We start from the raw sequence: 25,001 nt of genomic DNA on the forward strand, positions 1-25,001 counted from the left end.
TTCTATTTATTGTATGGAACTGGACAGGTGCTTATGACTATAAGTAAGGATCGGTTACCTAAAGAGAGGGGTTTTATTGAAATGGGAAGAAGGACAGCAATTGTAGTTGGTGCAACGGGGTTTACAGGAAGATTATTAGTGAAACAGCTCTGTGAAAGTGAAGAGTATGTCTCTGTTTCTGTTATCGCTAGAAGAGATATTTCTTATAAGCATCCAAAACTAGAAGTGAAAATAAAAGATTTTGATATGCTAGAAGAAAAAGATTTGGAAATAGCGGAAGATCTTTTTTGCTGTTTAGGAACGACGATGAAAATAGCACAAACGAGGAAGAACTTTGAAAAAGTCGATTTAATGTATCCACTGCAAATTGCTTCATTAGCTAAAAAAAGAGGGATACACCATATGCTTGTTATTTCAGCGGCTGGTGCCAGTATGAAATCTCCGTTTTTTTATAGTAGGATAAAAGCTGGAATGGAGCAGCAGCTTATTGAATTAAACCTTCCGCAGCTCTCGATTTTTAGACCGTCATTACTCACAGGACATCGAAAGGAATTCCGATTAGGGGAACGCCTTGCAGAGGGTGTCTTTCAATTATTAAATCCCATTTTAGTCGGACCATTAAAACGATTTCGTTCCATTGATGGAAAACAATTAGCTTATGCAATGATCCATTTTGCTGTTTGGGCAAATAAAAATAAAGTGACGATCTATAAATCGTTTGATATTTTAAAGGCAAAGCCGGTTATAGAAGTGGAAGAACAACCCATCTCTCGGGAAGAATTGTTTAATTGGGAGAAACGAAAAGATATATTTGTTGAAAATGAAGAAATAGACAAATGAAGTAATTTACCGCTAAATAAGTGGATGCATATACTGCATTAATCCGCTAAATCTTTGTGTATTATCAAATAATTAAGAAGAAAAGGGTTCTCAGTCAAAAGGATGAACTTTATAAAAGTAACACTTTTTGTCTAAATTAGTCCTTCTTATTTGATACAATTAGGAACGGATAAAGGAGGTTCTGAATGATGAAAATTCTACTTGTAGACGGAACTATTATCGGCTCAAAAACAGGTGTCATTTTAGAACAAGTGAAAGACTATATAAAAAATCTAAATATGGGTTATTCATTAGAAATTGTAAATTTATCTAATTATGAACATCAATTCGTAGATGGAAGACCATTTGCCAATTACAACGATGATATGAAACTGCTAGTAAGTAAATTTGAACAGGCAGACGGTTATATTATCGCCACACCAATTTTCCAAGGATCGATTCCTGGGGTACTAAAGAATATGTTTGATTTTTTACATCCCAAAACGATGCGATATAAACCAGTATCTATTGTAGCAAACGGCGGAACGTATCAACATCACTTAGTGATTGAAAATCAGCTTAAGCCAATTTTGGATTACTTCCGATGCCTAGTCACACCAAACTATGTATACACACTTGCGAGTCATTTTGATAATAATAACGTTATAGTGGATGAAGATGTGCATAATCGTCTCCGGGAACTAGCGCGTGTATTCGTACAATACGCGGAAATGAGCAAAATGCTTAGCAAAGAGCCAATTGATACGCATTAATTTAGAGGATGTCCCCAGAATGATGGAGACATCCTTTTTTTATTTTTAAATGAATGAACTTTTTAGTCATTCGAATGTCTAATGTATAACAGCAAGCGAAATGGGGTGGCACGGTGGAGGAAGAGGAAGTCGCAAGTAACGCAATAAAACGGGATGAACAGGCTTTTATACAATTAATGCAATTACATAAAGAAGATTTATATAGAACAGCTTTTGCATTTTTAAAAAATGAACACGATGCAGTCGAAGCAATGCAAGAAGTAACTTTTAGAGCTTATGAAAAAATATATACAGTAAAAGAGCCAAAATATATGAAAACATGGCTTATTCGAATTATGATGAATTACTGCCAAGATCAATTGAAAAAGAAGAAACGATTTATTTCAAATGAAGTTTTGCAAGAGGCGGGCTATTCAGTGGATTCTACTATGGAGTTGGAAGAAGCTATAGCATCCTTGACTAGTGACGAGCAACAGTTAATATTTCTGAAATATTTCCAAGGTACAAAGATTAAAGAAATCGCGGAAATCAAGAAAATTCCAGAAGGAACAGTAAAATCGAGACTCCATACGGCACTAAAGTCATTGAGAAGTTTCCTGGCAGAGAAAGGAGATGTAGATCATGTATGAAAAAGAAGAAGAAATGTTGGACGAATCAAGAAAGCAATTGGAACAAATCGAGATTCCTGACCAACAAATAAAGAATGCAATCCAGCAAGGTTTGCTCCAGGCAAAAAATAAAAAAAGAAAGCGAAAGAATAAGCTTTGGACTCTTTTAGTTGCTGCTATCCTAATGCTCACCTTCGTGACATCTATTCGTGTATCACCTGCTTTTGCAAGCGCGATAGCCTCTATACCTGGTATGGAAAGATTTGTTGATTTAATTCAGTTTGATAAAGGATTGGAAGCTATCATTGAAAATGATTATTATGAGCCAATCGGCATCAGTCAAGTGAAAGACGATATGACATTTACCGTAGATGGGGTTATTTTAGATGAAACTGGAATGGAGATTTTTTATACACTGGAGGCTCCATTTTCTATTGAAAACATTAGATACGAAGGGGTTGATGTATTAATCGACGGTAAAAGTCTAAGTGATAATGCATCCATTTCTTATGGGTATAACGGTCAGGAAGAAACAAATCGAATAGAAGAACAATTTAGCTTTAATTTTAAAGAGGCACATCAGTTTGCTTCAAAGCAATTTGAATTGAAATTTCAATTAAAGAATGAAAAGAAAACGACTTTCGATATTCCATTTACTATTAAAAATGATATTAAAAAAGGGAAAGTCTATTCAGTAAACCAAGAAGTAAAGATGGATGGTCAAAAGATGTTGGTGAAAGAAATTACCATTTATCCGCTTCGCGTAGCAGTAAATATAGAATTTAATGAACAGAACGATATGGAAATTTTACAATTTGAAGATATGCGCATTGAGGATGAAAATGGGGAAGTATGGAGTTCTATTCAAAATGGAACAAGTGGTTTTGGCGGAGCAGGGTACAAAGAAAGAAGCTACTTTCTGCAAAGTAACTATTTTAAAGAACCGAAAAAGCTCTATTTTAAATTTGATAAAGTGCAGGCGCTGCCTAAGGATGAAAGATATTTATTAGTGGACTTTGAGAAGAAGGAAGTTTTGAAACAGCCATCGGATGGTAAAGTAGAAGTTACAAGTATCAATAGCAATTCAATCGAGGTGAAATACCCTCAAATCAAGAAAAATCATATGTATTCTCTTTTTTTTGATGCTGAAAATGTAAATCGAGAAAAAATCGCGATGCCATCAGAAAGTATACATGGGGATGAAAAATACAATTATGCAACTGTTACTTTGGATTCTAAAAACATTATTAATCCAATCAAAATCTATTTTTCTTCATATCCAAATCACTTAGACAGCTCTGTTTCTATTCAAATTAAATAAAGTGGCATATTTGTTTTCCACTAAATGGCTAAGGGAGACCAAATGGAGTGAGAAAGCAATCAATTCACTAGTGAGAGCAACCAATGCATAAATGAAAGCAACCAATTCATTCACTAGAGCAACCAATTCACATACGGGAGCAATCATTTCTGCGACGATCTCAGCGAAGGAGTACATAAATCAATAAAAGCAGATACTTAAAGGAAATAAAGACTCAAACAGTTGTTATAAATAACTTTTGAGTCTTTTTTTATTTGGTAGTAAGTGGTTAGGCGTTAGCAATTAGCAAGTATATCAAAATTTTTAGTAATAGATGAGGATCTAGTTACAAATAAATTAGATATATTTATATATAAATATTTATATATAAATATTTACATATAAAGATATTTGAAGTACACTATATTAAAAATAGTGGAGGTTTTTACATGCAATTACTTCGTGAAAAGGATTTTAGAAATTTATTTACTGGCAGAGTGCTTAGTATATTTGCTGATTCAATCATGTTTTTTTCTTTATTGAAATGGATAGAACTTTACTCAAGCGGTTCTAGTTCTTTTACATGGTTTTACATTGCCTATTATTTACCCATGACTATTTTTGCCCTTCCTATTGGAGCTTGGCTAGAGGATAAAACACTTCAAAAAGTTATGGTTTTTTCGGATGGAATACGCGTTTTCATTTTAGTGTTATTTTTATTGACGATGAGCTTCATCCAAGTAGAATGGACGTATTTGTTATTACTGTTTATTAGTCTATTGGGGTTGTTTTTTGTGCCCGCAAGCCAGTCATTATTACCGTTTGTTGTAAAACAAGAGGATCGTGCAAAAGCAAATAGTTTATTTCAGTTAGGATTTACGGTTTTACGCATGATTGGCCAAATTTCAACTGCAGCACTTATAAAACTTGGAATTCCAATCCCTATTCTATTATTGATTGTTGCTAGTTGTTTATTGTTATCTTTAGTTTTTATTTGGAATGTAAAACCATGGTTTCGCAAAGAATCCTCAGAGAAGGTAGGGCAATGGGAAATGATGATGGATGGTATACGCTACATAGCAACTCACCAGACGCTAAAGGCACTTTTTTTATTGCTTGCCTTTGCAATGCTAATTGTATCGTCTATCGATCTTGTACTAATTTCTTTTTTAACGGAGCGTTTAAAAGTTGGGGTAGAAAATTTGAGTTTTATAGGAACGTCATCTTTAATAGGTATTATTATAGGAGCGAGTATTACGCCAAAATGGTATCGTAAAATAGATAGAAAAAAACTTATTATTCCATCCCTTTTTGCTATATGTTTTACACTAGGAGCTCTTCTTTTTATTCAGAATTGGTGGTTTATCCTGCCTTTATTCACGATACAAGGAATAGCTATAGGAGTTTATCAAGTTACATTTGTTACATATCTGCAAGATGTGGTTGCAAAAGAAAACTATACGAGAACTTTTAGTTTGTTTCATATGATTACAAGCACAATGGCGTTACCTGGGATAATAGTATTTGGGTTATTATTAAATAAAATAGGAACAATGAATTCAATTTTAATGATGGTATGTACCCTATTGCTCTTAGCAATTGTAAGTTGCTTTACTGTACCTGCTCTTGGCAAAGGAGAAATAAGGAAAACATCATAAAAAAGGAGATGAATAGAGTGTCTTTAAAATACGGTATGCTAGGGCTTTTAAGTAAATGGGAAGCAACAGGTTATGATATTAAAAAAGAATTTGATTCATTTATGAGCATATTTTGGCATACACATCTTTCGCAAATTTATCCTGAGCTAAGTAAATTAGAAAAAGAAAAACTAATTGAGAGTAGAATGATTCCCCAGGATGGTAAACCAGATAAGAAGTTATACTCAATTACAGATGAGGGAAGGCAAGAGTTATCCTATTGGTTAGAGACTCCACCTGAATCTCCGAATGTAAAGGACTCCTTTTTAATGCAGACTTTTTTTATGGATAATCTGTCTGCAAAGGAAGTTATTTTTCAATTAAAGCATTACCAAAAACAACGTGAAGCTAGGCTAAAAAAATTAAAACATACTTTATATGAAAAATGGCAGCAGATTAAAGAAAATGAAAAGTTTTCATCACGAATATTAATGAGTTCAGTGGTATTAAAGAGAGGTCTTGAGCAAGAGGAAGAATACATTCTCTGGTGTAAACGAACAATAGAGCTTGTAGAATCGATGGAGCACTTATGGGATGCTGAAAAGGATAATAAGGTAGCTGCCGTAGAAGAAGTAACTGGCCTTTTTTATCGTTATTTTGAAGTGGAGGATGAAGAAGGATTAAAGAACAGATTTAATTCTGGAGATTTTTTAGTATGAGACAATTTGCAATGCGCTTTAGTGCATTTACGTTGCTATGGTTGTTTTTCATCTTTTTTGCATATAATGAATCTTCTTCTTTGGCATTGATTATTACACTTTTTGCAGCATCATTAACCTTGCATTTTTTTCTTCCTATTGTAAAAAAGCCGCTTGTTCTTTATTTGTTAGGTCAGTTAATCCTTGTTTTTACGCTATTTTGGACTGACAGTTTTGAATATATGTTACCTCTAATTGCACTAAGTCTACTAGAAGGTGCATTTCATTTGGAGGAACGACGATTGTGGATGCTTGTTGGTGTAACGCTCTTTTTTGCATTTCCAAGTTTGATATACACACATACATCTTATGCAATCAGTGGGTTGTTTGTTTTGTTCGGTATTGTCTGTTTATTTCTCAATCGCTATATTAATGAGACAAACGAGAAGCGTGAATTATATGAGGAACTACTTGGAGAGTATCGAAATTTAAAACGGAACTCTTTACGGCAGGAGGAAGTTGTTCGATTAGAAGAACGTACACGTGTTACCAGAGATATTCACGATTCTGTTGGACATAAACTGACTGCCCTTTTAATGCAGTTAGAAATGGATTCGATGATAGGAAACTATCCCAATATTGTCGAATTAAAAAAACTAGCAAGAGATAGTTTAGAAGAAACGAGACATGCTGTTCGTCAGTTAAAGCAAGAAGAAATAACCGGTATACAATCAGTGCTACTGCTTATTCGCAAGCTAGAATCCGAAAGTCATCTACTCGTTCGCTTTATTACAGAAAAAGGAGCGCTTTCTATTCCACTCACGAATGAACAGAGTATTACTTTGTACCGCGTGCTTCAAGAAGCACTAACGAATGCGATGAAACACGGTGCATCACGGGAAGTTGAAGTGACGCTAAGGCAAACTTCTAATAGAAATTTACAGTTTTTGGTGAGCAATAAAACCTCCAACGCAATCCCGATTGAATTGGGATTTGGCTTAACTAATATGAAAGCTAGAGTAGAAGAATTAGGAGGAGAACTACGAATCTTACGAACAGAGGAACACTTCCAAATTGAAGGATCATTTCCTGTTAAGGAGAATTGAGCATGTCAAAAAAGGTTTTAATAGTAGAGGATCAAGCGATTGTTCGGCAAGGCTTACGTATGATGATCGAACAAGATAAAGATTTTACAGTAGTTGCAGAAGCATCTAACGGAAAAGAAGCAATTTTAGCTTTGGAACTAAATGCAATTGAGATAGTTCTACTTGATATTCGGATGCCTGAGATGAATGGTGTGGAAGCAACCAAACGAATAAAGGAGCGCTGGCCTCAAGTAAAAATATTAATATTAACTACCTTTGACGATGATGAATATGCAATCCAGACATTAAAAGACGGGGCAAGTGGCTTCATGTTAAAAACGGCAGAACCTAATAAACTTATTGCGGCCATCCATAGCATTTCAAATGGAGGTCTGGTAATAAATGAAGAAGTCGCAGCTAAAATGATGCCACGCCTTCTGCAAAAAAATAGTGAACCAATAGTCGAGCATTCTTTAACAGTAAGAGAGATTGATATTTTGAAACTAGTAGGAGAAGGAAAGACGAATAAAGAAATTGCCGGGGCACTTTTTCTATCCATAGGCACGGTAAAAAATTATATAACGAACATTTTACAACAGCTAGAACTTCGTGATCGTACTCAGCTAGCGATTTACGCAGTAAAAAATGGTTTCGTTTAATAGGAGTTGTCCCAAATTTGTCTTTGGGGTAACTCCTTTCTTATGACGAGAGGTCAAATTAAGGACTTTCAATTGTGCATAAGTAAATTTAAAAGTAATCTTGCGATTTAGGATGTGTACTTTGCGATTAGAGTGTGGATCTTGCGATTCGCATATAATTTTGCAAAAAGTTATTCCAAACTTGCGAGTAATGGACAAGATATTGCACATATGCACGGAAATGTTGCGAGTAGCTCATCCAATCTTGCGAATACGCCAAATAATATTGCGAGTAATGAACACTATGTTGCGAGTAACTCATTTATTGTGACTCGCATAGAGATTACTCTTTATTATGAGAAATGGTTGCTCTTATGATGGATTTGGTCGCGGTTAGATGTGTAATGGTTGCTCTACGATGCGAATTGGTCTCGCTCTGCCACTTCTTAACTGTTAATAGATAAAAATTACAGGAAAATTTGTCTGAAGCCTTGCGGATAATTTATACGTTGTATGTAACTTAACGAGTTGCGATTAATTAGAAAACCCATTTTCTATTTAGTGACGGAGGTCATGTGTGGAAATGACTTAAGATAGTAGGGGACAGTTTGTAAATATCATATAGTAATGTGGAAGGGAGAGATCGATATGTTAGAAGCTGTAGAGTTATCTAAAATGTATAAAAAAGTAAAAGCAGTGGATAATCTTAATCTTTATGTAGAACGAGGGGAAGTTGTTGGATTACTTGGGCCAAACGGTGCAGGGAAGTCGACGGCAATTGCGATGATTTCTACACTCATAGCTCCTTCAAATGGGGATGTGAGAATTGATAATAAAAGTGCATTGCAACATCCAAATGATTTGCGAAAAATACTTGGTGTGGTTCCACAAGAAATCGCATTATACGAAGAGTTAACAGCTCGGGAAAACTTACAATTTTTTGGTCGCATTCATAAAATGCCAAATGCCCAACTAAACGCTCGAATTGAAGAAGTACTTGAGCAAATTGGCTTGCAGGATCAACCTAAAAAGCTTGTGAAACATTATTCTGGTGGGATGAAGCGACGGTTGAATATCGGTGCTGCACTATTACACGAACCTCAATTTCTAATTATGGATGAACCGACAGTTGGTATAGATCCACAATCTAGAAATTATATTTTAGAAACTGTGAAGCTTTTGAATAAAGAAAAGAAAATGTCTATTTTGTATACGAGCCATTATATGGAAGAAGTAGAGTATCTATGTGATCGCATTTATATTATGGATTCAGGTCATATTATCGCTTCTGGAAGTAAAGATGAGATTAAAAATATTTTATCCTCTGAAAAAACGATACGTATAAAGCTTGAGCGAACTGTACCGGAGTTTGTTGTGGGGTTAAAACGTGAAACGGTTATTTCACAGCTTCAGGAAAAGGGGGAGACGATTGCTGTGACCGTTGCGAAAGATGTGAATTTATTTCCTAAATTATTGTCATTATCTGAACAAACAGGAGCAGTACTTGTAAGCGTGGACGTGGATGCACCAAGTCTAGAGGATGTGTTCCTTCATTTAACTGGAAGAGCACTACGAAACTAGGGGAGGAGCGAGCGAAAATGTTTCTAGCATTTATGAAAAAGCAGTTTCTCTTGTTTGTTCGTCGCCGACAAGAGTTACTTATACTTCTAGTGATGCCGTTTGTTCTCATTAGCATTCTTGGATTTGCTCTGGGTCCAATAATGGACGGAGATGGGCAAGCTATACAGCTGAAGGTAGCGATTGTTGAGCATGCGAGTGAAAAGCAGGAGTTAGAAGAAATTAAGAATCAATTTGGAGAAATACCAAATGTTATCACCTTATTACCTCTCCATATATTAAAGGATCAAATATTTAACAGTGAAGAAGTAAAGTCTTTTATTACTTTAGATGAAATAAGTGTGGATAAACTAGAGCAAGCTAAGAAGGACAGTGAATATGATGCAATTATTGAAGTTCCAGAGCATTTTACATCGCAAACGATTCAAGCAGTTTTCTTAGAAAATCAAATAACACCAGAGCTAATTCTTTATACGAATGAAACAAAAAGTTTATCAGCTAATATAATACAAAGTTTAATCGATTCCTTCCAACAACAGTATTCGAGAATGGTGCTACTTGGTAAAAGCGAATTATTAGTGAATCCGATGGATGTGGATATTATTTCGGATATTCAAACAATTGATGACCGGAAACCTGTTGGTGCAAAATCTTATTACACTATTGGTATGAGTGTGATGTTCGTACTATTTGCTGCCTCAAGTGCATCTACACTGGCCTATAATGAGAAACGACTACACTTATTTGATCGAATTTTGCTTGCAAATGTCTCACGTTGGTCGTATCTATTAAGTATTTTTACATCGACATTGTTGTTAGTATTTACACAACTAATGATTTTATTTGGTGGAACATATTTATTTTATGGAGTAAAGTTTCCGACCATCACTACTTTTCTATTAGTCAGTCTAATGCTTAGTTTTGTCATAGGAAGTATTGCTACACTGCTATCATCTATTAATTATCGCGTCAATTCGCAGAGTGCATCTAACTTGTTTCAATCGGTTTTTGTAGCAATGCTAGCTTTTCTAGGAGGAAGTTTTTTTGAAGTAAGTAGTTTTTCAGATTTCTTTAATATGGCAGGTAACTTAACGCCGAATGGTGCTGCGATGTCTGCCTATATAAAACTAATGCAAGGGGATAGTCTAGTAGAAATCAGTAATCATCTATACGAACTAGCAATCTTAACGATAATTTTATTAAGCATAGCAATAACTCTATTTCCGAAAAAGGGGGGGATAGCGTGATCGGGATCATCTTTGCTAAGTTACGATTATTTCTAAGGAAACCAGCAACATTTATCCTTATGACTCTAATTAGTATAATCTTTGCCTATTCAATCGGTTTAAGTGGGCAGGGAAAAATAGAAATACCTGTGTATTCATCTTTATCCAACATAAATGAATTATTAACGAATCTTAACGAATCAGAAAGTTTTTCATTTGTTTTACGTACAAAAGAAGAAGCGGAAAATGAATTAAGAGGGGGCCGAGCGGTTGCAACTGTTAATTTGTTAGAAGATAGGTATACAATCATTCGCTCTTCGGATGAATCGGTTATACCACTAATTAATAACGAACTTCGACTTGTATATACTACAATGGTCCAAGATAAAAGCGTTTTGGCACAAACAGATGAACCTGAAAAGGTGGAAGTTCTATTAAAACAAACGGAAGAAAATCCCATTTTTAAAGTGAAACAGTCTAACTTTAAAAATGATCAAGAATTTATTTACGATAGTCGGTTGCATACTCTCTTTGGTTTTTCACTTTTTTTCGTAATTTATACGATAGGGAATAGTGTATTCCATATTGTAGAAGAAAAACAAAATCGCATTTGGGATCGACTAATATTATCCTCGGTTCGTAAATGGGAAATATATACGGGTAATCTACTATATAGTTTTATAACTGGTTACGCACAAGTATTACTTATTTTCTGTACGTTCCGTTACGTAGCTGGAGTGGATTTTTATGGAGGATTTGCGAAAACACTTATTGTATTAATTCCGTATGTTGTTGCGATTGTAGCACTTTGTATTTTACTTGCATCAATAGCTGGAACACCTGGAAAGTATAATGCCTACTTGTCCATTACGGCTGTCCCGCTTGCAATGATTGGTGGAGCGTACTGGCCGCTTGAAATTGTAACCTCCAAAGTAATGCTATTTTTAGCAAAAATCACACCTGTAAACTATGGGATGCAGTTGCTTAATGGAGCAACCGTGAATGGCTATTCTTATGGAGAGCTACTAGAGCCAATGAGTATCTTACTTTTAATGGCGGTTATTATGATGGGGATTGGTATAAACGTAATGGAAAAAAGAAATACTTAAATAGGAAAGCGGCTTGAAAGTAATGTTCAAGCTGCTTTTCTATTTGTTAAATAATTTATGCTTCCTGATTTTTATTACTATGGTAGTATTATTTGAGAATTCGTTTGTTATGGAGGGTTTTATTTGGTTTCTACAATTACGGCAATCATTATTTTCGTTATAACACTCGCACTTGTTATTATACAGCCGAGAAATTTATCGATTGGCTGGTCAGCTTGTGGAGGAGCAGTAATCGCATTATTAGTTGGAGTGGTCGATTTCCATGATGTGCTTGATGTTACAAGCATTGTTTGGAATGCGACACTCGCATTTATAGGGATCATTATTATTTCACTTATTTTAGATGAAATTGGATTTTTTGAATGGTCGGCGCTCCATGTGGCTCGAGCTGCAAAAGGAAATGGCGTTCGTATGTTCATCTATGTATCCATTCTTGGAGCGATGGTTTCAGCTTTATTTGCGAACGACGGAGCAGCACTTATTTTGACACCAATTGTACTTGCAATGGTTCGTAATTTGAATTTCAATGAAAAAATGGTGTTTCCATTTATTATAGCGAGTGGTTTTATTGCAGATACGACTTCGCTTCCATTCATCGTGAGTAACTTGGTCAATATCGTATCTGCGGATTTCTTTGGGATTGGATTTGTAGAATATGCAACACGAATGATTGTACCCAATCTTTTTTCATTAGTTGCAAGTATTCTTGTATTGTTTTTATTTTTCCGTAAAAGTATCCCGAAAGATTATGATATAGCCGAGTTAAAACGTCCAATGGATGCAGTAAGAGATATTAAAATGTTCAAGCTGTCCTGGTTTGTGTTAGTAATTTTACTTGTTGGGTACTTTTCTAGTGAATTTATTGGTATTCCAGTTTCGTTTGTCGTTGGGATAATCGCCATTTTCTTTTTAGTTATGGCAAGAAGAAGTCCATCTATAAAAACGGAAAAGATAGTAAAAGGAGCACCTTGGAACATTGTTTTTTTCTCTATAGGCATGTATGTAGTTGTATACGGACTTCAAAATGTGGGACTAACATCTGTTTTGGCAAAGGCTATCCAAGCCGCAGCGAATCAAGGATTATTCGTGGGGACGTTGGCAATGGGATTTATCGCGGCCATTTTATCTTCGGTCATGAACAATTTGCCTACAGTTATGATTGATGCTTTAGCTATTGCAGAAACCTCCACAACGGGTACAATGCGTGAAGCATTAATTTATGCAAATGTTATCGGTTCTGATTTAGGACCTAAAATTACGCCAATTGGATCCCTTGCAACATTATTGTGGCTCCATGTGTTGTCTCATAAAGGGGTTAAAGTATCATGGGATAGCTATTTTAAGGTAGGAATAGTGCTTACGATTCCAACACTTTTCCTAACGCTAGTTGGCCTTTATGTTTGGCTGTTGATTGTTGCTTAATAAAAGCTGATGCTGAAATCAAAAATATTAAGTTTTCTGGAATAATTATAATTTTTTCGAATTCTATTAGTTTAAACCAACTTGATTGAAAGAATCAAATTGGTTTTTTTATTGGTCTATTTAATTGGAGAAGCTTGATTTTTCATAGAATTGTATGGTGACACTTACCCTTCGACAGAATAAAATACTTCACCCTTTATTGGGTATTTATGTTAAAGTGGAGATAGGTTTGTGAAGATTTTCACTTAAACTAACGGTGCATTTAGTTAATAGTCAGTAATATTTAGGTGGATGAGGAAATATTTAACTAAAAGGGGGGGCTTGAATTGAAAAACATATTTATGTGCATTTTTATCACCTGTTTAATGTTGGTGTTAGTCTCTTGTGAAAACAATAGTGGTCTTACATTCAAAGGCGAAGGTGTAAATTGGAGTGGTGAACTAATTACTAAATATGATTTTTGGGGAAAAGAGCATCAGAGTATAAGGATTACCTATAGTGGTGAAAACCCTGAACAACTAGATGCACTTAATTTTTTTGTAGAAAGTCCTGACTTCTTAGGTTGGGGGTTAGTAGAAAGAGAATTGGATAAAAATGGTATATATTATAATGACGATGTTAATCGATTGGATACTAAAACTCCATCTTCGTCTAAGATAATATTATCAATAGAAAGTGAAGCGTCTGAAACTATAACGTTAAGTTCAAGTTCATAAAATTTAGTTCTTACTTCTTCAACTAACGGTGCATTACTTCAATAAGCAGGTTTTATTTCACGGATGTAGAAGTATTTATTATAAGGGGAGTTGTAACCGAGTAATACTAATATAAATTGTACGAATAGAATGCTAAGAATATTGAGGAATGGAAAAATGAAGCACAATTTTCAAAATTGAAAGTAATACAACCCGCACATCTCCTAAAAGCCTGTTCAAATGAGAAAACAGGAGTTCTTAGAGAAACATCTCTGAAAATCAACTTAGATAAGACTTCATTGAAAGCTATGATAAAAGATATTTCAAATCAGCAGACGACAAAGAGTGTTTTAGCTGCTTGGATTGCTAAAGGTTGCAAGAATTCGATAAAGGAGTTGTAATGACAACTTGAATTTCTTATTGTGCTAATGACGTAGCTTTCTGAAAAACAGTTAGTTTTTTTAGAATGTCGAAGTAACTATTGTGTGTGGAAATATTCTAGTTTCGAAGCCTGAAAGGATAAATAATATGATTTTACAAAGGTTATGTCAGATGAATGAAGATGAATTTAATGTTTATCTAGAAGAAAAGCAAAAGCGTTATGCAGTAACGTTAGAAGAAAATACATTTGAAGTAACGGAATCTGCAACAGCTCAAGCAAAAAAACAGCTAATGAGGTTCTTACCAAACGGTTTTTATACAGAACTGCATGAATTTTTTTCAATTAAGAACGACGGATCGCTTTGTGGTTATGTATGGTTAAAAATTGATCAAAAAAAACAAAAGTGCATTTCTCTATGAAATTTTCCTTTTTGATGAATTCCGTTCAAAAGGCATTGGAAAAGAAGTGTTACGTGAAATTGAAGAATACTTGAAGAGTAAAGAAATTATTTATTTTAAACTACATGTATTTGGTACAAATGAAAAGGCAATAAAATTATATAAAACAATTGGCTTTGAAGTCGCCGGAATTAATATGTATAAGCAACTTTAAACTATTTGTTTTTTTAAAAATTTCATAATTTCAAGAAAACCTTCTAGATTCATTACTGTGCTAGTTAAGAAGCCGCTTTATTTCTATTGTGAAATATAGGTGATATTTCACAACTTGCAGATAGGGGGTGTAATATGAATAAGATGGTTGAAACTTTTAAAAATATGTTCTTGGATTCAGTTTCGATGGTTAAAGGCTTAATATATGGATTTGTAATGATTGGATTGTTGATTTTAATTGGTGGTACTTTATTATACGGTATTCTGTTTCTAAGAAATCTTATATTTTAACCACTTTTTAGTAATTAATTCCCTACTTCACTAACGGAGTGCTTTAGCAGAACAAGGCTAGTCAGGAGACAGTCTTTATAATTATTCAACTAAAGACCCGAAGAGTTGGAGAAGGATATTATATATTGTAACAAATAACATTTCAATATTTTGGGAGGATATATAAGATGAATCAAGTATTAGCGAAAATTATTTATTTTGTATTCGTAATATATATTTTCATTACGTTATGGAAGTATACGGGTGTATTGTGGAATGCCTATGTGCCTTGGAATGTTCAAACTGACCTATTAACAATTTTTGTTGTAACACCAATACTTATAGCTGTTTCGTTTATTTTATCAAGTTTGTCTTTTAAAGTCATAAGGAGTACTAATTAATATTAGGATTTTAATTAGTACTTATTGCAGTAACGCACTCCATAGTTCAAGAACATTAGGTTGCTTAGGCAACTCTTTTTTCTTGTTGAAATAAAGCCGCATTTTTGTTGAGGAAGAAGCAGGTATTTTTTTTGAATCGTATCAAAGCACTTTATTAAACACAGGAGGTAATCTTTTGGATAAAAAAACAAGTCTAATTCTAGGGTCGTTATTCATTTTAACTAGTGGTTTAATTTTTACGATTGAACGATTAACTGCATATGTTTATTGGTCAGCACAAATAAATACTGGAGCGTGGGATACTATTCCACAAACATTGCCATTATCCGATAACCTTTTCACAGGGCTATTTTCACTTGTTGGAATTGTCTTTATTATTGTCTCTTTCAAGAAGGAAAGGTAATTGAACTAAGGTGGCGTTAATCCAAGAAGGATTGACGCTATTTTTGTAGAACTTATTGAAGCAAAACTGTAGGTTAGTTGAAGAAAGTTATAAACGGGGGGTGGAAGTATATGAGTGAACGATTTGAATTAAGTTTTAAAAATAAGGAAGTAAGAGTGTGGGTTTATTTGGCCGTACCAACGCTTATGATAGGAATCATCATTATATATTATGGTGAACGAAACTATCAGTATATTTCTTTGTTTGCGTTTTGGACTATCTTTTATCTATGGCGTTTTTTTTACAGGAGGAAACTGAAGAACAAAGGAAAAAAGTCTAATTAAATCGGAGGCGTTAATCCAAGAAGGATTAACGCTATTTTTGTAGAACTTATTGAGGTAAAGCAACTATCTAAGGCTTACTGAATAAGTGTATTGAAAAAATATGCATTATGAAACCTAACAGTAGTTAGAATTTTATTATGGAGGCGTTTTTTTGAAAGGAATTTGTCTGTGTATAATCTCTTTGTTTGTAAGTATTTCACTGATGGGATGCGGTTCAAATGTTCAAAGTACTATAAAAGATTATAATGACGATGACATAGCGGCAATCGTGAAAGGTAGAGAAATTACGATAGGTGAATTACGCTTTTTGTATCCAGATGAAAAAGTATTAGATAATATTAATGGATTTGTAAAAGCTGAATTAGTTATGCAAGAAGCCAAAATAATGCATCTTGATGTTTCCGATAATCTAAATCAAACAAATAAAACGATGTTAACTCTTTCTCAAAAGGATACCAACGATCCAACAGAAAAATCCAATCGTGAGTTTGTCGATTCGCAAGCCCAAGAGTTTGGTATGGAACCTGAAGAATATTATAAAAAATACTTAGAAACCACGGCTGAACTAATTGCATATATAAATGCTTATACTCAAAAAATGCTTGGTAAACCAGAGGTAGACAAAGAAGATGGGATACAAGAATATAATAACAAAGCCAATGATTTATTAAATGAGTTAGTAAGAGAATATGAGAATGAGATCGAGATACTAATCAAGTAACTTTAATATGCTTCTCTATTTTCTTATTGAACTAAGGTGGCGTTAATCCAAGAAGGATTAGCGAATTTCCAGATTTTCTTTATATTTAACATCCACAGTATACCTGGATAAGTGGGCTGGAACCTGAAAAATAGCTAGCATCTATATATAAAGAAGTGTTGAGCGGACGAAATTGCATAATAATAAAATAAGCGACCCATTTTCATCCCTCCAAATAATTTGCTCTTGTTGGCACAAGCTATAAATGAAAAATATTTTAGAGAGGCTTGATACCGCATGAAAAAAATTACTTATATTTTGATTGCAATAACTTTTTTGATTAATCCTAGTAAGATTAATGCCCAAAGTGAGCAAATTGATTATAAACTTATATATGATACATTGATTACAACTCTTGACCCATCCATACAAAAGGAAATTATTAATTACTATGGATATCTCAAACAATATGGTTTATATGATGCTAAGATTTTGAGTATTACAAGAGCGCATGAGGGAAGTTTTGATTTTAATGCAGAAGTCCAAGTAACAACATTTGAACATGCATATGACCCTCCTTATGGGAAGGAAACAATGACTTTTAATATAAGTCCATTTGGGGTTAAAACCATTAGCTTTAAACATGAGGAAGAAAAATTAGAAAAGGATATAAATGAATTTTATAAAGCATTACTTTCAGATATAAAACAGTCTTTTAATATGAATTTAGAGTCTTACTCTTCTTACACATACAATCAATTGCAATATCAAGCGGAAATAAATAAGGAATTTAAATCACTATTTAATATTGCAGAAGAAATAGTAACCAACATTTTACTTCCAGAGAGAAAGATACCCTACAAAAATGTGATTGACCCTGTAACCTTTATAAAAGGCAATACAGGATATATGGTCTTTAAAAAGTCCGATGGTACAAATGTAAATTATCAAGTACAAAAGAAAGATGATAATTGGATAGTAACAGATAAAAATAGTAAACTTGGTAAGAAAATGGATTATAAATTGCCATGGTATGTATGGGAAAAAAATAAACCTACTGATTAATTTATATGCTTGAAACTCAGGCAAAGAAATTAAACCTTTTAGAAATTGATACGGAAGCTAGTATTACGGCTAAACCATTTTTTGAACAGCGAGGGTACAAAATGATCAACATAGAACACTTGGAAGGTATATAAGTTTTCCTAACGTTAGTTTGGCTTAGTGATTGTTTCGTAATTAACGCATCCCAGAGCCCCTACTTCCACATAAAAAAGAGACCCAAAAGCCATTTAATACGACTTTTGAGTCACTTTTTTATTACTTCAAATTCAACTTCTTTAAGGCTTCTGCAAGCGCATTATTCATAGGTTCTTCTTCTTGGTTTTGTTTCTTTAAGTATTTTTGCACATCGCGTTTATCCACTTTTCCACCAGAACTCTTTTTACGACGTTCGAAGGCAGATAGTTTTTCACGATAGCCACATTTACATGTGAAGATTTGTCCTTCGCCTTCTCCTCGAAGTTCGAGCTTTTTCTTACATTGTGGACAACGAGCGTTTGTAACTCTAGCAACGTTTTTACGATGTCCACATTCGCGATCTTGGCAAACGAGCATTTTACCTTTTTTGCCGTTTACCTCTAACATTGGTTTACCGCAATCTGGGCAGCTTTTTGTTGAAACATTATCATGTTTAAACTTTTTATCGCTGTTTTTAATGTCATGTACAATTGTTTTTGTATAGACTTTCATTTCATTAATAAAAACATTTTTGTTCAATTTGCCTTTTGCGATAGCTTCTAGTTTTTGCTCCCATTCAGCTGTAAGTGCAGGGGTTTTTAAGTCAGATGGAACTAATTCGAGCAGTTGTTTACCTTTTGAAGTCAGGTAAATGTCTTTACCTTTTTTCTCCATAAGGAAAGAATTGAAGAGCTTTTCAATAATGTCTGCTCTGGTAGCAACTGTTCCTAATCCACCCGTTTTATCGAGTGTTTTTGCTAGTTCTTTATCTTGTGTACCCATATATTTTGCTGGGCTTTCCATTGCAGTAAGTAAGGTACCTTCATTAAATCTTGCTGGAGGTCTTGTTTGCCCAGAAGTTTCTGTAACCAATTTAATAGATAACTTATCGCCTTTTTCAATACGAGGAAGTATCTGTTCCTTCATTTCTTCTACATTTTCATCTTCCTCAAAACGGTTTTCATACACTTCCTTCCAACCAGATGAAAGAATAGTTTTACCTTTTGCTACGAATGTTTCGTCTCCAATAGAAGCTTTAACTGTAATTTGTTCATATTCGAAAGGAGGGTAGAGTACTGCTATAAAACGTTTCACAACTAAGTCATATATTTTGCGTTCTTTATCCGTGAAGTTAGTTAGATTAACAATTTCTTCTGTCGGTATGATGGCATGATGATCTGATACTTTACTATCATCTACAAAGGCCTTATTTGCTTTAATCGGTTTAAGTAAAACTTTGTTAGCAAGTTGTCTATATTGCCCGATGCCGCATGACTTTAGACGTTCTTGTAGTGTTTCAACAATATCACTTGAAAGGTATCTTGAATCCGTACGAGGATATGTTAATACTTTGTGGCGTTCATACAATGTTTGCATAATGCCAAGCGTTTCTTTGGCAGAATAACCAAAAATCTTATTTGCATCACGCTGTAATTCTGTTAAATCGTAAAGTTGTGGTGCAAAGCTTTTCTTCTGTTTCTTATCAACTTCCACAATTGTACCTTGCTTTTTATCTACTTTTGCAACAATCTGTTCTACTTTTTCTTTGGAAAATGTGCGAGTGTCGTTTGTTTGTTTATCTATCCATGTTAGCTTTAGTTTTTGGTCTGTATGTGCTTCAATTCCGTAATACGTCTTCGCTTTGAAATTGCGTATTTCTTCTTCTCTTTTCGCAATCATTGCGACTGTTGGGGTTTGGACACGTCCACATGATAACTGCGCATTAAATTTACTAGTAAGTGCTCGAGTCGCATTTAATCCGATATACCAATCAGCTTCCGAACGCGCAACTGCTGCATGATATAGGTTTTCGTAGGCCTTTCCAGGTTTCAAATTTTGAAAACCTTCTTTAATTGCTTTATCTGTAACGGATGAGATCCATAAACGTTTAATCGGCTTATTTACTTTTGCTTTTTCAATAATCCATCTAGCAACTAATTCACCCTCGCGTCCAGCGTCAGTTGCTACAATAATATCACTGACATCTGTGCGAACTATTTGACTTTTGACCGCATTGTACTGTTTACTTGTTTGTTTAATGACAACTAACTTTAAGTCATTCGGAAGCATAGGTAAGTCTTCCAGATTCCATGTTTTATATTTGGTATCGTACACTTCAGGATCTGCGAGTGTAACAAGATGCCCGAGTGCCCAAGTTACGATATATTTATCTCCTTCTAAAAATCCATTCCCTTTTTTATTGCAATTCAATACCCGTGCGATATCACGAGCTACGGAAGGTTTTTCTGCGATTACTACACTTTTCTTCATGTTTAAACATCCTTTCCACGGTAACCATTGAGTTTAAATATAGCATAAAACGTAGCAATTGTTAGAAAAGCAGAGACTAAAGTTAAGTTATTAGATGTTACGGATTTATTAATTAAATCTAATACAATTAACAATTGAATACTGGAGAACCTTCTCACAACATTAGGTACTGTTCTTTTTCACATCAAATAGTTTTGAATCTAAGAGGAAGAGAGAGGATTGTTTATGTTGAAGGCTGCCCATCAGTCAATTAAATTATTGACTTTTGGGACAGCCTTTTTAGAAGACAAAAGAAAATATAACCTAACTAGTTATTCTTTTTATAATCTTCTTTAATACTAAAGAATCTGTACTAATTCTGAGTTTAAAACTCGTTGAGCAGTAATTATAACACCTGAAGCTGTTCTTCCGTAAGCGGTATATAATCCGCCGGTTTGATTAGGAACAATTTCAGTTTCATATTGAAACGCTCCTCCAACTAAATTTAGTGTTACAAAAGTAGAAGCATTTGCACCTACGCTGAAGTTAGATGATGAAAGAAGTCTTCTTGTTCCGTTGAGTCTAAAAACTCTGACTACTCCTGTAAGTGTACCTCCAGTACGATTGAGGATTTTAACTCGAACATTAGTTGCATTAGCAGGTTGATTTCCAATGTTTTCAATTGGCCCAGTTGTTAAAGGCATATAGCATACACCTCCTCACATTGATGGAGTTATAATCTGCAGATTATATCGACATTCTATTCAGTAATCTATTATTGCTCTAGACGGGTTAATCAATTTCTATAATATAAACTCACAGAGAAGATTATTTTGGTTAATTATAAACATTTATTCGTTAACTAAATGTATTTGATAATCTTGATTTAGAAAAAATCGTTGTTGTTACTGTATAAATTAAGTTTAAATACTTCCCTTCGAAAAATAAATACACTACAATGAGTAATGCGAGGTGATAAAGCCGTGTTGATTCGAAAATTTAAAATAAATGAAAGCGGATTGAATCGCTTTTTTGGACCTCTTGAGGCAAAAATTTTGGACATTTTATGGAACGATGTGGAAATGACCATTAAAAATGTTCAGCAAGTTCTTGATCAGGAAAAATTGACAAATTTCAACACCGTTATGACTGTCATGAATCGATTAGTAGAAAAGGGAATTCTTCAGAAGAGGGTAGAAGGAAGATCCTTTTTATATCAACCGATTCAAACAAGAGTTGAGTTTTTGCATACGCAGTCAAAAGAGATGACAAACGAATTAATGGATGAATTCGGAAACGTTGTTGTAAGTCATATGCTAGATGCACTGGAAGACGTAGATGATGAGCTTGTTGCTAAACTCGAACATAAAATTAAACAATTGAAGAAGGAATTATAATTTATGTCTAAGCGTCCATCTTCTCGTATGTTTTTCGTGTCACTTTTCATTTCTGGTACCATTTTTATTCAAATGGCTTTATACGTCATTGCAATGTTGGCAGGCTGGAATATCAAGTTTAATTTAGTGGAAGTATGTCATAGTACATTAAAATCAATTGGACTGTCCTCACTCGAATATGTTCTCGATGCGCTCGTAATTTATACGCTACTATTTTCGTTTTGGAAAATGGGTTCGCAATTAGTACATGCTTCTCGAATGAAAAGAAGATTTCAGCAATATAGAGAGAAAATGTTGACTATCGATATGAATGAAATGTATACAAATGGAAAAGAGGACCTGGTTGTTATCTCTTATCCAGGACCAATTGCTATTACCATGGGGTTTATTCGACCTAAAATTGTTATTTCAACTGGTTTGATAAAACTTTTAAATGAAGAGGAATTAAAAGCGGTCATATCTCATGAGAAATACCATAAAGAAAATCGTGATCCTCTAAAAATCTTTTTGCTTTCCCTTTTTGCGTCTACGATGGGCTATATTCCCATACTGAAATGGTTTAATCAGAAATATAGAATTATTCAGGAAGTATTGGCGGATGAATTTGCAATTGAAAAACAGAAAACGTCGGTGAATTTGGGCAGTGCCCTTTTGAAAATGTTAAAGGTAGGGAAACAAGAAAAAATGCCTTTTACGTATGTGTCTTTTGCCGATACGTCTGTAAATTACCGGATTGAATATATGTTAAATCCGGTAAAGAAAATCCAATTAAAGATTCCGTTGGAGGTAGCATTTATATCTTTAGCTATATTTAGTTTAATCTGTGCATTTTTTATTTACGCGCTAGCGTAATTTTTTTACCAATCACACTACATAGTGTAGTTATAATTAGGAGTGTTTATTTTGTCAAAGAAAATATTTTGGATTATTGGTATAGTAGCAGTCTGTTTAATAGCGATTATTGTATTAACAGATGTGAAAGAAAAGGGAGTTAATATTGAATACGAAGGACAACCGTATCTAGGGGAAAAGTCAGCACCAGTTGAAATTGTGGAATTTGGTGATTATAAATGTCCACACTGTGAAGAGTTTAATAATAGTCTCTTTCCAATTATTAATAAAGAATTAGTGGAAACAGGCAAAGCAAAGTTTTACTTCATGAATTATTCATTTATTGCTGCTGATTCTACAACAGCTGCACAATTTGCGGAAACAGTTTACAAGGAACTTGGCAATGAAAAGTTCTGGGAATTCCATCGTCTACTATTTGCAAATCAAACAACAGAATCTGGCCAAGAAAATGAAATGACAGAAGAATTTTTAAAGGCAGTTTTAGAGAAAGTAGCAAGTCCAGAAGAGACGGAAAAAGTAATGCTAGCTTTTAGTAAAAATGAAGGAAAAGAAGCTTGGGACAAAGATATGGCTACGGCAAAAAATCTGGGAGTCTCTTCCACACCATCGATCTTTATAGGCGGAAAAGAATTCAAGGGAAGAACAATGGATGATTTTATAAAAATGGTGGAAGAGGCTGCTGCAAGTGGTAAATAAACCTCTTCTCTTAGCTTGGATAGCATCCATATTAGCAATGGTAGGGAGTTTGTTTTTTAGTGAACGTATGGGTTTTATTCCTTGTACACTTTGCTGGTATCAACGAATTTTGATGTATCCACTTGTATTTTTCCTAGGCATTGCTTTTTACAGAAATGATCGAGAAATTTATAAGTATGTGTTGCCGATTTCAGTCATTGGACTAGTTGTTTCAAGTTATCACTATGCTTTGCAAAAAATCCCATCCATGCATGAATTCAGCGCATGCACGAGCGGGGTTCCATGCTCAGGTCAATATATTAACTGGCTCGGTTTTGTAACAATTCCTTTTTTAGCGCTCATAGCATTTACCATCATCACAATTATGATGCTAATGCTTATGAAGCGTAAATAATAATTATTTTCTTTGGCCTCCTGCTGGAGTCGCCACCTTTCACTACAATCCATTAAGTGAGTAGTACTTAACAAGAAGATTTATAATTTAGCTGAGCTATCGCTAAGATGATGTAAATAGTTTAAGTAAACGAAGTGATCATGTCATTGTTGAATAAGAGGTGCTATTGCTTTTTAAAGATTAAAAAAGTATATGAAATATCGTGTCCATTGTGTTTTTAGTTTCGCAGGATTGTCTAACGCTAATTTGTGCCATCTCACATAAAGTTAACTCTTTACATAGAGAGATGGTTGCTCTCACGATAAAGTTGGTTGCTTTCTTCAAGGCGTTTGTTGCTTTCAGTGTAGAATCTGTAGCTTTCATCTTACATTTAGTCGCTCTATGACAGTTTTTAACTTTTTAGTTGTGCATTTAAACTTAATAACACTAGTAATCCTGTGTAATTTGAGAAAAATAGATAGTATTCATTGATAAAGAAGGCTTTAGCGGACGAAATTGCATCTTCGTCAACTTTTAAAAGAATAGGAAAGAATTTATTCTCTCATTAACCAAATCTAGTGCACCATGTCTCTAAATATTCCAAAAGGCGACGGATAAACATCCGCCACAAGATTACAGAAAAAAACGGATCGTGAAGTGACGCAGTCACTTCACGATCCATAGCACTAACGGTAATAGTGTAGCCAATTTTTTTTTTTGCGACGAGTAACCGCAGGAGCAGATGTTTTGTCCAAAGCACTCTGGAAATAGTAAAGACAAGATGCACTTAAAGAACGTTTGCATTTTTCTTATAACAGATAAAGTCATTTTATTTGCATACCCCTTATAGGTATAATATAATGACATTAAGGATTGGAGGTTGCTTTGTTGGACAATGTAAAAGAAGAGGGTACAATCGAATCAGATATGACTTGTCGAAAAAGTCATCATCCGGAACATGTAAAAAAAGATTTAACAAATCGTTTAAATCGAATAGAAGGTCAGATTCGAGGAATTAAAGGCATGGTAGACAAAGATGTCTATTGTGATGATATTATTACCCAGCTTTCTGCGACTCAATCAGCTTTGAATAGTGTGGCAAAGGTCCTTTTGCAAGGCCATCTAAAAGGTTGTGTAGTGGAAAGGCTAGCTGAAGGTGATAATGAAGTGCTAGACGAGTTATTAGTAACGTTTCAAAAATTAATGAGAAAATAAGAGGAGGAATTTTATATGGTAAGTCAAGTTACATTAAATGTGCAAGGAATGTCATGTGGTCATTGTGTAAATGCAGTGGAAAGTAATGTTGGAAAATTAGATGGCGTGGAGCAAGTTAATGTTCATTTAGAGACTGGAAAAGTAGATGTATCATTTGATGAAAAAAAAATAACAGTTGAGAAAATTAAAGAAACGATTGATGATCAAGGATACGAAGTGAAATAAATGAGTGCTGTAAAGGCGCTCTTTTTCTAACAAAAATATATACCCCGTAGCGGTATGCGTGAGAGGTGAAAACCAA

The 25,001-nt window shown here is 34.2% G+C and carries 29 protein-coding genes; 27 read left to right on the top strand and 2 right to left on the bottom strand.

Translation table 11 applies throughout. The features are described from left to right. The first annotated feature begins 81 nt into the window (after nucleotides 1-81). The 21 genes from ACEPXG_RS02715 to ACEPXG_RS02815 all read left to right on the top strand — a co-directional run bounded on the left by ACEPXG_RS02715 (nucleotide 82) and on the right by ACEPXG_RS02815 (nucleotide 17,743). Nucleotides 82-840 carry an NAD(P)H-binding protein gene (locus ACEPXG_RS02715; protein ID WP_391207265.1) on the top strand — a complete coding sequence of 253 codons (759 nt, stop codon included), beginning with the start codon at nucleotides 82-84 and terminating at the stop codon, nucleotides 838-840. Nucleotides 841-1,028: 188 nt separating this feature from the next. After that, nucleotides 1,029-1,592, top strand: a complete 564-nt coding sequence (locus ACEPXG_RS02720) for an NADPH-dependent FMN reductase (RefSeq protein ID WP_391209740.1) — start codon at nucleotides 1,029-1,031, stop codon at nucleotides 1,590-1,592. 113 nt (nucleotides 1,593-1,705) lie between these two features. Further along, the gene (locus ACEPXG_RS02725) at nucleotides 1,706-2,221 is read left to right on the top strand and encodes a sigma-70 family RNA polymerase sigma factor (RefSeq protein ID WP_391207267.1); all 516 of its coding nucleotides are present in this window, start codon (nucleotides 1,706-1,708) and stop codon (nucleotides 2,219-2,221) included. Further along, a complete protein-coding gene (locus tag ACEPXG_RS02730) occupies nucleotides 2,214-3,521 on the top strand; it encodes a DUF4179 domain-containing protein (protein ID WP_391207270.1) in 1,308 nt (435 codons plus the stop codon). Before ACEPXG_RS02725 ends, ACEPXG_RS02730 begins: the two co-directional genes overlap by 8 nt. A gap of 428 nt (nucleotides 3,522-3,949) precedes the next feature. Then, nucleotides 3,950-5,158, top strand: a complete 1,209-nt coding sequence (locus ACEPXG_RS02735) for an MFS transporter (protein WP_391207274.1) — start codon at nucleotides 3,950-3,952, stop codon at nucleotides 5,156-5,158. Between the two features lie 17 nt (nucleotides 5,159-5,175). Next, complete coding sequence (locus ACEPXG_RS02740; protein WP_391207276.1) at nucleotides 5,176-5,856, top strand: PadR family transcriptional regulator; 681 nt, start codon at nucleotides 5,176-5,178, stop codon at nucleotides 5,854-5,856. Further along, the gene (locus tag ACEPXG_RS02745) at nucleotides 5,853-6,941 is read left to right on the top strand and encodes a sensor histidine kinase (protein ID WP_391207278.1); all 1,089 of its coding nucleotides are present in this window, start codon (nucleotides 5,853-5,855) and stop codon (nucleotides 6,939-6,941) included. The genes ACEPXG_RS02740 and ACEPXG_RS02745 overlap by 4 nt, the downstream gene beginning before the upstream one ends. Before the next feature lie 2 nt (nucleotides 6,942-6,943). Beyond that, nucleotides 6,944-7,579 carry a response regulator transcription factor gene (locus ACEPXG_RS02750; protein ID WP_391207279.1) on the top strand — a complete coding sequence of 212 codons (636 nt, stop codon included), beginning with the start codon at nucleotides 6,944-6,946 and terminating at the stop codon, nucleotides 7,577-7,579. 141 nt (nucleotides 7,580-7,720) lie between these two features. Further along, nucleotides 7,721-7,936: a hypothetical protein gene (locus ACEPXG_RS02755; RefSeq protein WP_391207281.1), complete on the top strand. Its 216-nt coding sequence runs from the start codon at nucleotides 7,721-7,723 to the stop codon at nucleotides 7,934-7,936. A 270-nt stretch (nucleotides 7,937-8,206) separates the two neighbouring features. Then, complete coding sequence (locus tag ACEPXG_RS02760; protein WP_391207284.1) at nucleotides 8,207-9,139, top strand: ABC transporter ATP-binding protein; 933 nt, start codon at nucleotides 8,207-8,209, stop codon at nucleotides 9,137-9,139. A gap of 17 nt (nucleotides 9,140-9,156) precedes the next feature. Beyond that, entirely contained in the window at nucleotides 9,157-10,383 is a 1,227-nt protein-coding gene (locus ACEPXG_RS02765) for an ABC transporter permease (RefSeq protein WP_391207286.1), read from the top strand. Next, nucleotides 10,380-11,471: an ABC transporter permease gene (locus tag ACEPXG_RS02770; protein WP_391207289.1), complete on the top strand. Its 1,092-nt coding sequence runs from the start codon at nucleotides 10,380-10,382 to the stop codon at nucleotides 11,469-11,471. Before ACEPXG_RS02765 ends, ACEPXG_RS02770 begins: the two co-directional genes overlap by 4 nt. Nucleotides 11,472-11,594: 123 nt before the next feature. Beyond that, nucleotides 11,595-12,893, top strand: a complete 1,299-nt coding sequence (locus tag ACEPXG_RS02775; protein WP_391207291.1) for an arsenic transporter — start codon at nucleotides 11,595-11,597, stop codon at nucleotides 12,891-12,893. 326 nt (nucleotides 12,894-13,219) lie between these two features. After that, on the top strand, nucleotides 13,220-13,609 hold the full coding sequence (locus tag ACEPXG_RS02780; RefSeq protein WP_391207292.1) for a hypothetical protein: 390 nt from the start codon (nucleotides 13,220-13,222) through the stop codon (nucleotides 13,607-13,609). Between the two features lie 507 nt (nucleotides 13,610-14,116). Then, nucleotides 14,117-14,389, top strand: a complete 273-nt coding sequence (locus tag ACEPXG_RS02785; RefSeq protein WP_391207294.1) for a hypothetical protein — start codon at nucleotides 14,117-14,119, stop codon at nucleotides 14,387-14,389. Beyond that, on the top strand, nucleotides 14,355-14,582 hold the full coding sequence (locus tag ACEPXG_RS02790; RefSeq protein WP_391207301.1) for a GNAT family N-acetyltransferase: 228 nt from the start codon (nucleotides 14,355-14,357) through the stop codon (nucleotides 14,580-14,582). The genes ACEPXG_RS02785 and ACEPXG_RS02790 overlap by 35 nt, the downstream gene beginning before the upstream one ends. 134 nt (nucleotides 14,583-14,716) lie before the next feature. Beyond that, nucleotides 14,717-14,872: a hypothetical protein gene (locus ACEPXG_RS02795; protein ID WP_391207303.1), complete on the top strand. Its 156-nt coding sequence runs from the start codon at nucleotides 14,717-14,719 to the stop codon at nucleotides 14,870-14,872. 167 nt (nucleotides 14,873-15,039) lie between these two features. Then, nucleotides 15,040-15,252, top strand: coding sequence for a hypothetical protein (locus ACEPXG_RS02800; protein WP_391207306.1), 213 nt, complete (start codon nucleotides 15,040-15,042; stop codon nucleotides 15,250-15,252). A gap of 175 nt (nucleotides 15,253-15,427) precedes the next feature. Further along, entirely contained in the window at nucleotides 15,428-15,655 is a 228-nt protein-coding gene (locus ACEPXG_RS02805; RefSeq protein ID WP_391207308.1) for a hypothetical protein, read from the top strand. 474 nt (nucleotides 15,656-16,129) lie between these two features. Beyond that, nucleotides 16,130-16,699 (top strand): hypothetical protein, encoded by a 570-nt coding sequence (locus tag ACEPXG_RS02810; RefSeq protein ID WP_391207310.1) that lies wholly within the window; start codon nucleotides 16,130-16,132, stop codon nucleotides 16,697-16,699. Nucleotides 16,700-16,975: 276 nt separating this feature from the next. Further along, on the top strand, nucleotides 16,976-17,743 hold the full coding sequence (locus tag ACEPXG_RS02815) for a DUF3888 domain-containing protein (RefSeq protein ID WP_391207312.1): 768 nt from the start codon (nucleotides 16,976-16,978) through the stop codon (nucleotides 17,741-17,743). A 255-nt stretch (nucleotides 17,744-17,998) separates the two neighbouring features. Here ACEPXG_RS02815 and ACEPXG_RS02820 read toward each other — a convergent pair whose 3' ends face one another. After that, nucleotides 17,999-20,188: a DNA topoisomerase III gene (locus tag ACEPXG_RS02820; protein WP_391207314.1), complete on the bottom strand. Its 2,190-nt coding sequence runs from the start codon at nucleotides 20,186-20,188 to the stop codon at nucleotides 17,999-18,001. A 338-nt stretch (nucleotides 20,189-20,526) separates the two neighbouring features. Then, nucleotides 20,527-20,871, bottom strand: a complete 345-nt coding sequence (locus tag ACEPXG_RS02825; protein WP_391207317.1) for an ATPase — start codon at nucleotides 20,869-20,871, stop codon at nucleotides 20,527-20,529. Nucleotides 20,872-21,150: 279 nt separating this feature from the next. Here ACEPXG_RS02825 and ACEPXG_RS02830 point away from each other — a divergent pair, with 279 nt between their 5' ends. The 6 genes from ACEPXG_RS02830 to copZ all read left to right on the top strand — a co-directional run bounded on the left by ACEPXG_RS02830 (nucleotide 21,151) and on the right by copZ (nucleotide 24,925). Next, nucleotides 21,151-21,564 (top strand): BlaI/MecI/CopY family transcriptional regulator, encoded by a 414-nt coding sequence (locus tag ACEPXG_RS02830; RefSeq protein WP_391207319.1) that lies wholly within the window; start codon nucleotides 21,151-21,153, stop codon nucleotides 21,562-21,564. A 3-nt stretch (nucleotides 21,565-21,567) separates the two neighbouring features. Next, nucleotides 21,568-22,416, top strand: coding sequence for a M56 family metallopeptidase (locus ACEPXG_RS02835; protein ID WP_391207321.1), 849 nt, complete (start codon nucleotides 21,568-21,570; stop codon nucleotides 22,414-22,416). Nucleotides 22,417-22,458: 42 nt separating this feature from the next. After that, the gene (locus ACEPXG_RS02840; protein WP_391207323.1) at nucleotides 22,459-23,112 is read left to right on the top strand and encodes a DsbA family protein; all 654 of its coding nucleotides are present in this window, start codon (nucleotides 22,459-22,461) and stop codon (nucleotides 23,110-23,112) included. 37 nt (nucleotides 23,113-23,149) lie between these two features. After that, on the top strand, nucleotides 23,150-23,506 hold the full coding sequence (locus ACEPXG_RS02845) for a disulfide oxidoreductase (RefSeq protein WP_391209743.1): 357 nt from the start codon (nucleotides 23,150-23,152) through the stop codon (nucleotides 23,504-23,506). Nucleotides 23,507-24,412: 906 nt separating this feature from the next. Continuing rightward, on the top strand, nucleotides 24,413-24,700 hold the full coding sequence (locus tag ACEPXG_RS02850; protein WP_391209745.1) for a metal-sensing transcriptional repressor: 288 nt from the start codon (nucleotides 24,413-24,415) through the stop codon (nucleotides 24,698-24,700). A gap of 15 nt (nucleotides 24,701-24,715) precedes the next feature. Continuing rightward, a complete protein-coding gene (gene copZ, locus ACEPXG_RS02855) occupies nucleotides 24,716-24,925 on the top strand; it encodes a copper chaperone CopZ (protein WP_391207325.1) in 210 nt (69 codons plus the stop codon). Nucleotides 24,926-25,001: the final 76 nt, after the last annotated feature.

Origin of the sequence: Psychrobacillus sp. L4, assembly GCF_042944905.1 — a bacterium.
Classification (GTDB): Bacteria; Bacillota; Bacilli; order Bacillales_A; family Planococcaceae; genus Psychrobacillus.

Coding starts and splice junctions, on each gene's coding strand:
- ACEPXG_RS02745 (WP_391207278.1), top strand. CDS start 5,853: ATGAGACAATTTGCAATGCGCTTTAGTGCATTTACGTTGCTATGGTTG.
- ACEPXG_RS02735 (WP_391207274.1), top strand. CDS start 3,950: ATGCAATTACTTCGTGAAAAGGATTTTAGAAATTTATTTACTGGCAGA.
- ACEPXG_RS02715 (WP_391207265.1), top strand. CDS start 82: ATGGGAAGAAGGACAGCAATTGTAGTTGGTGCAACGGGGTTTACAGGA.
- ACEPXG_RS02760 (WP_391207284.1), top strand. CDS start 8,207: ATGTTAGAAGCTGTAGAGTTATCTAAAATGTATAAAAAAGTAAAAGCA.
- ACEPXG_RS02835 (WP_391207321.1), top strand. CDS start 21,568: ATGTCTAAGCGTCCATCTTCTCGTATGTTTTTCGTGTCACTTTTCATT.
- ACEPXG_RS02785 (WP_391207294.1), top strand. CDS start 14,117: ATGATTTTACAAAGGTTATGTCAGATGAATGAAGATGAATTTAATGTT.
- ACEPXG_RS02815 (WP_391207312.1), top strand. CDS start 16,976: ATGAAAAAAATTACTTATATTTTGATTGCAATAACTTTTTTGATTAAT.
- ACEPXG_RS02820 (WP_391207314.1), bottom strand. CDS start 20,188: ATGAAGAAAAGTGTAGTAATCGCAGAAAAACCTTCCGTAGCTCGTGAT.
- ACEPXG_RS02825 (WP_391207317.1), bottom strand. CDS start 20,871: ATGCCTTTAACAACTGGGCCAATTGAAAACATTGGAAATCAACCTGCT.
- ACEPXG_RS02750 (WP_391207279.1), top strand. CDS start 6,944: ATGTCAAAAAAGGTTTTAATAGTAGAGGATCAAGCGATTGTTCGGCAA.
- ACEPXG_RS02730 (WP_391207270.1), top strand. CDS start 2,214: ATGTATGAAAAAGAAGAAGAAATGTTGGACGAATCAAGAAAGCAATTG.
- ACEPXG_RS02850 (WP_391209745.1), top strand. CDS start 24,413: ATGACTTGTCGAAAAAGTCATCATCCGGAACATGTAAAAAAAGATTTA.
- ACEPXG_RS02795 (WP_391207303.1), top strand. CDS start 14,717: ATGAATAAGATGGTTGAAACTTTTAAAAATATGTTCTTGGATTCAGTT.
- copZ (WP_391207325.1), top strand. CDS start 24,716: ATGGTAAGTCAAGTTACATTAAATGTGCAAGGAATGTCATGTGGTCAT.
- ACEPXG_RS02800 (WP_391207306.1), top strand. CDS start 15,040: ATGAATCAAGTATTAGCGAAAATTATTTATTTTGTATTCGTAATATAT.
- ACEPXG_RS02845 (WP_391209743.1), top strand. CDS start 23,150: ATGGTAGGGAGTTTGTTTTTTAGTGAACGTATGGGTTTTATTCCTTGT.
- ACEPXG_RS02765 (WP_391207286.1), top strand. CDS start 9,157: ATGTTTCTAGCATTTATGAAAAAGCAGTTTCTCTTGTTTGTTCGTCGC.
- ACEPXG_RS02720 (WP_391209740.1), top strand. CDS start 1,029: ATGAAAATTCTACTTGTAGACGGAACTATTATCGGCTCAAAAACAGGT.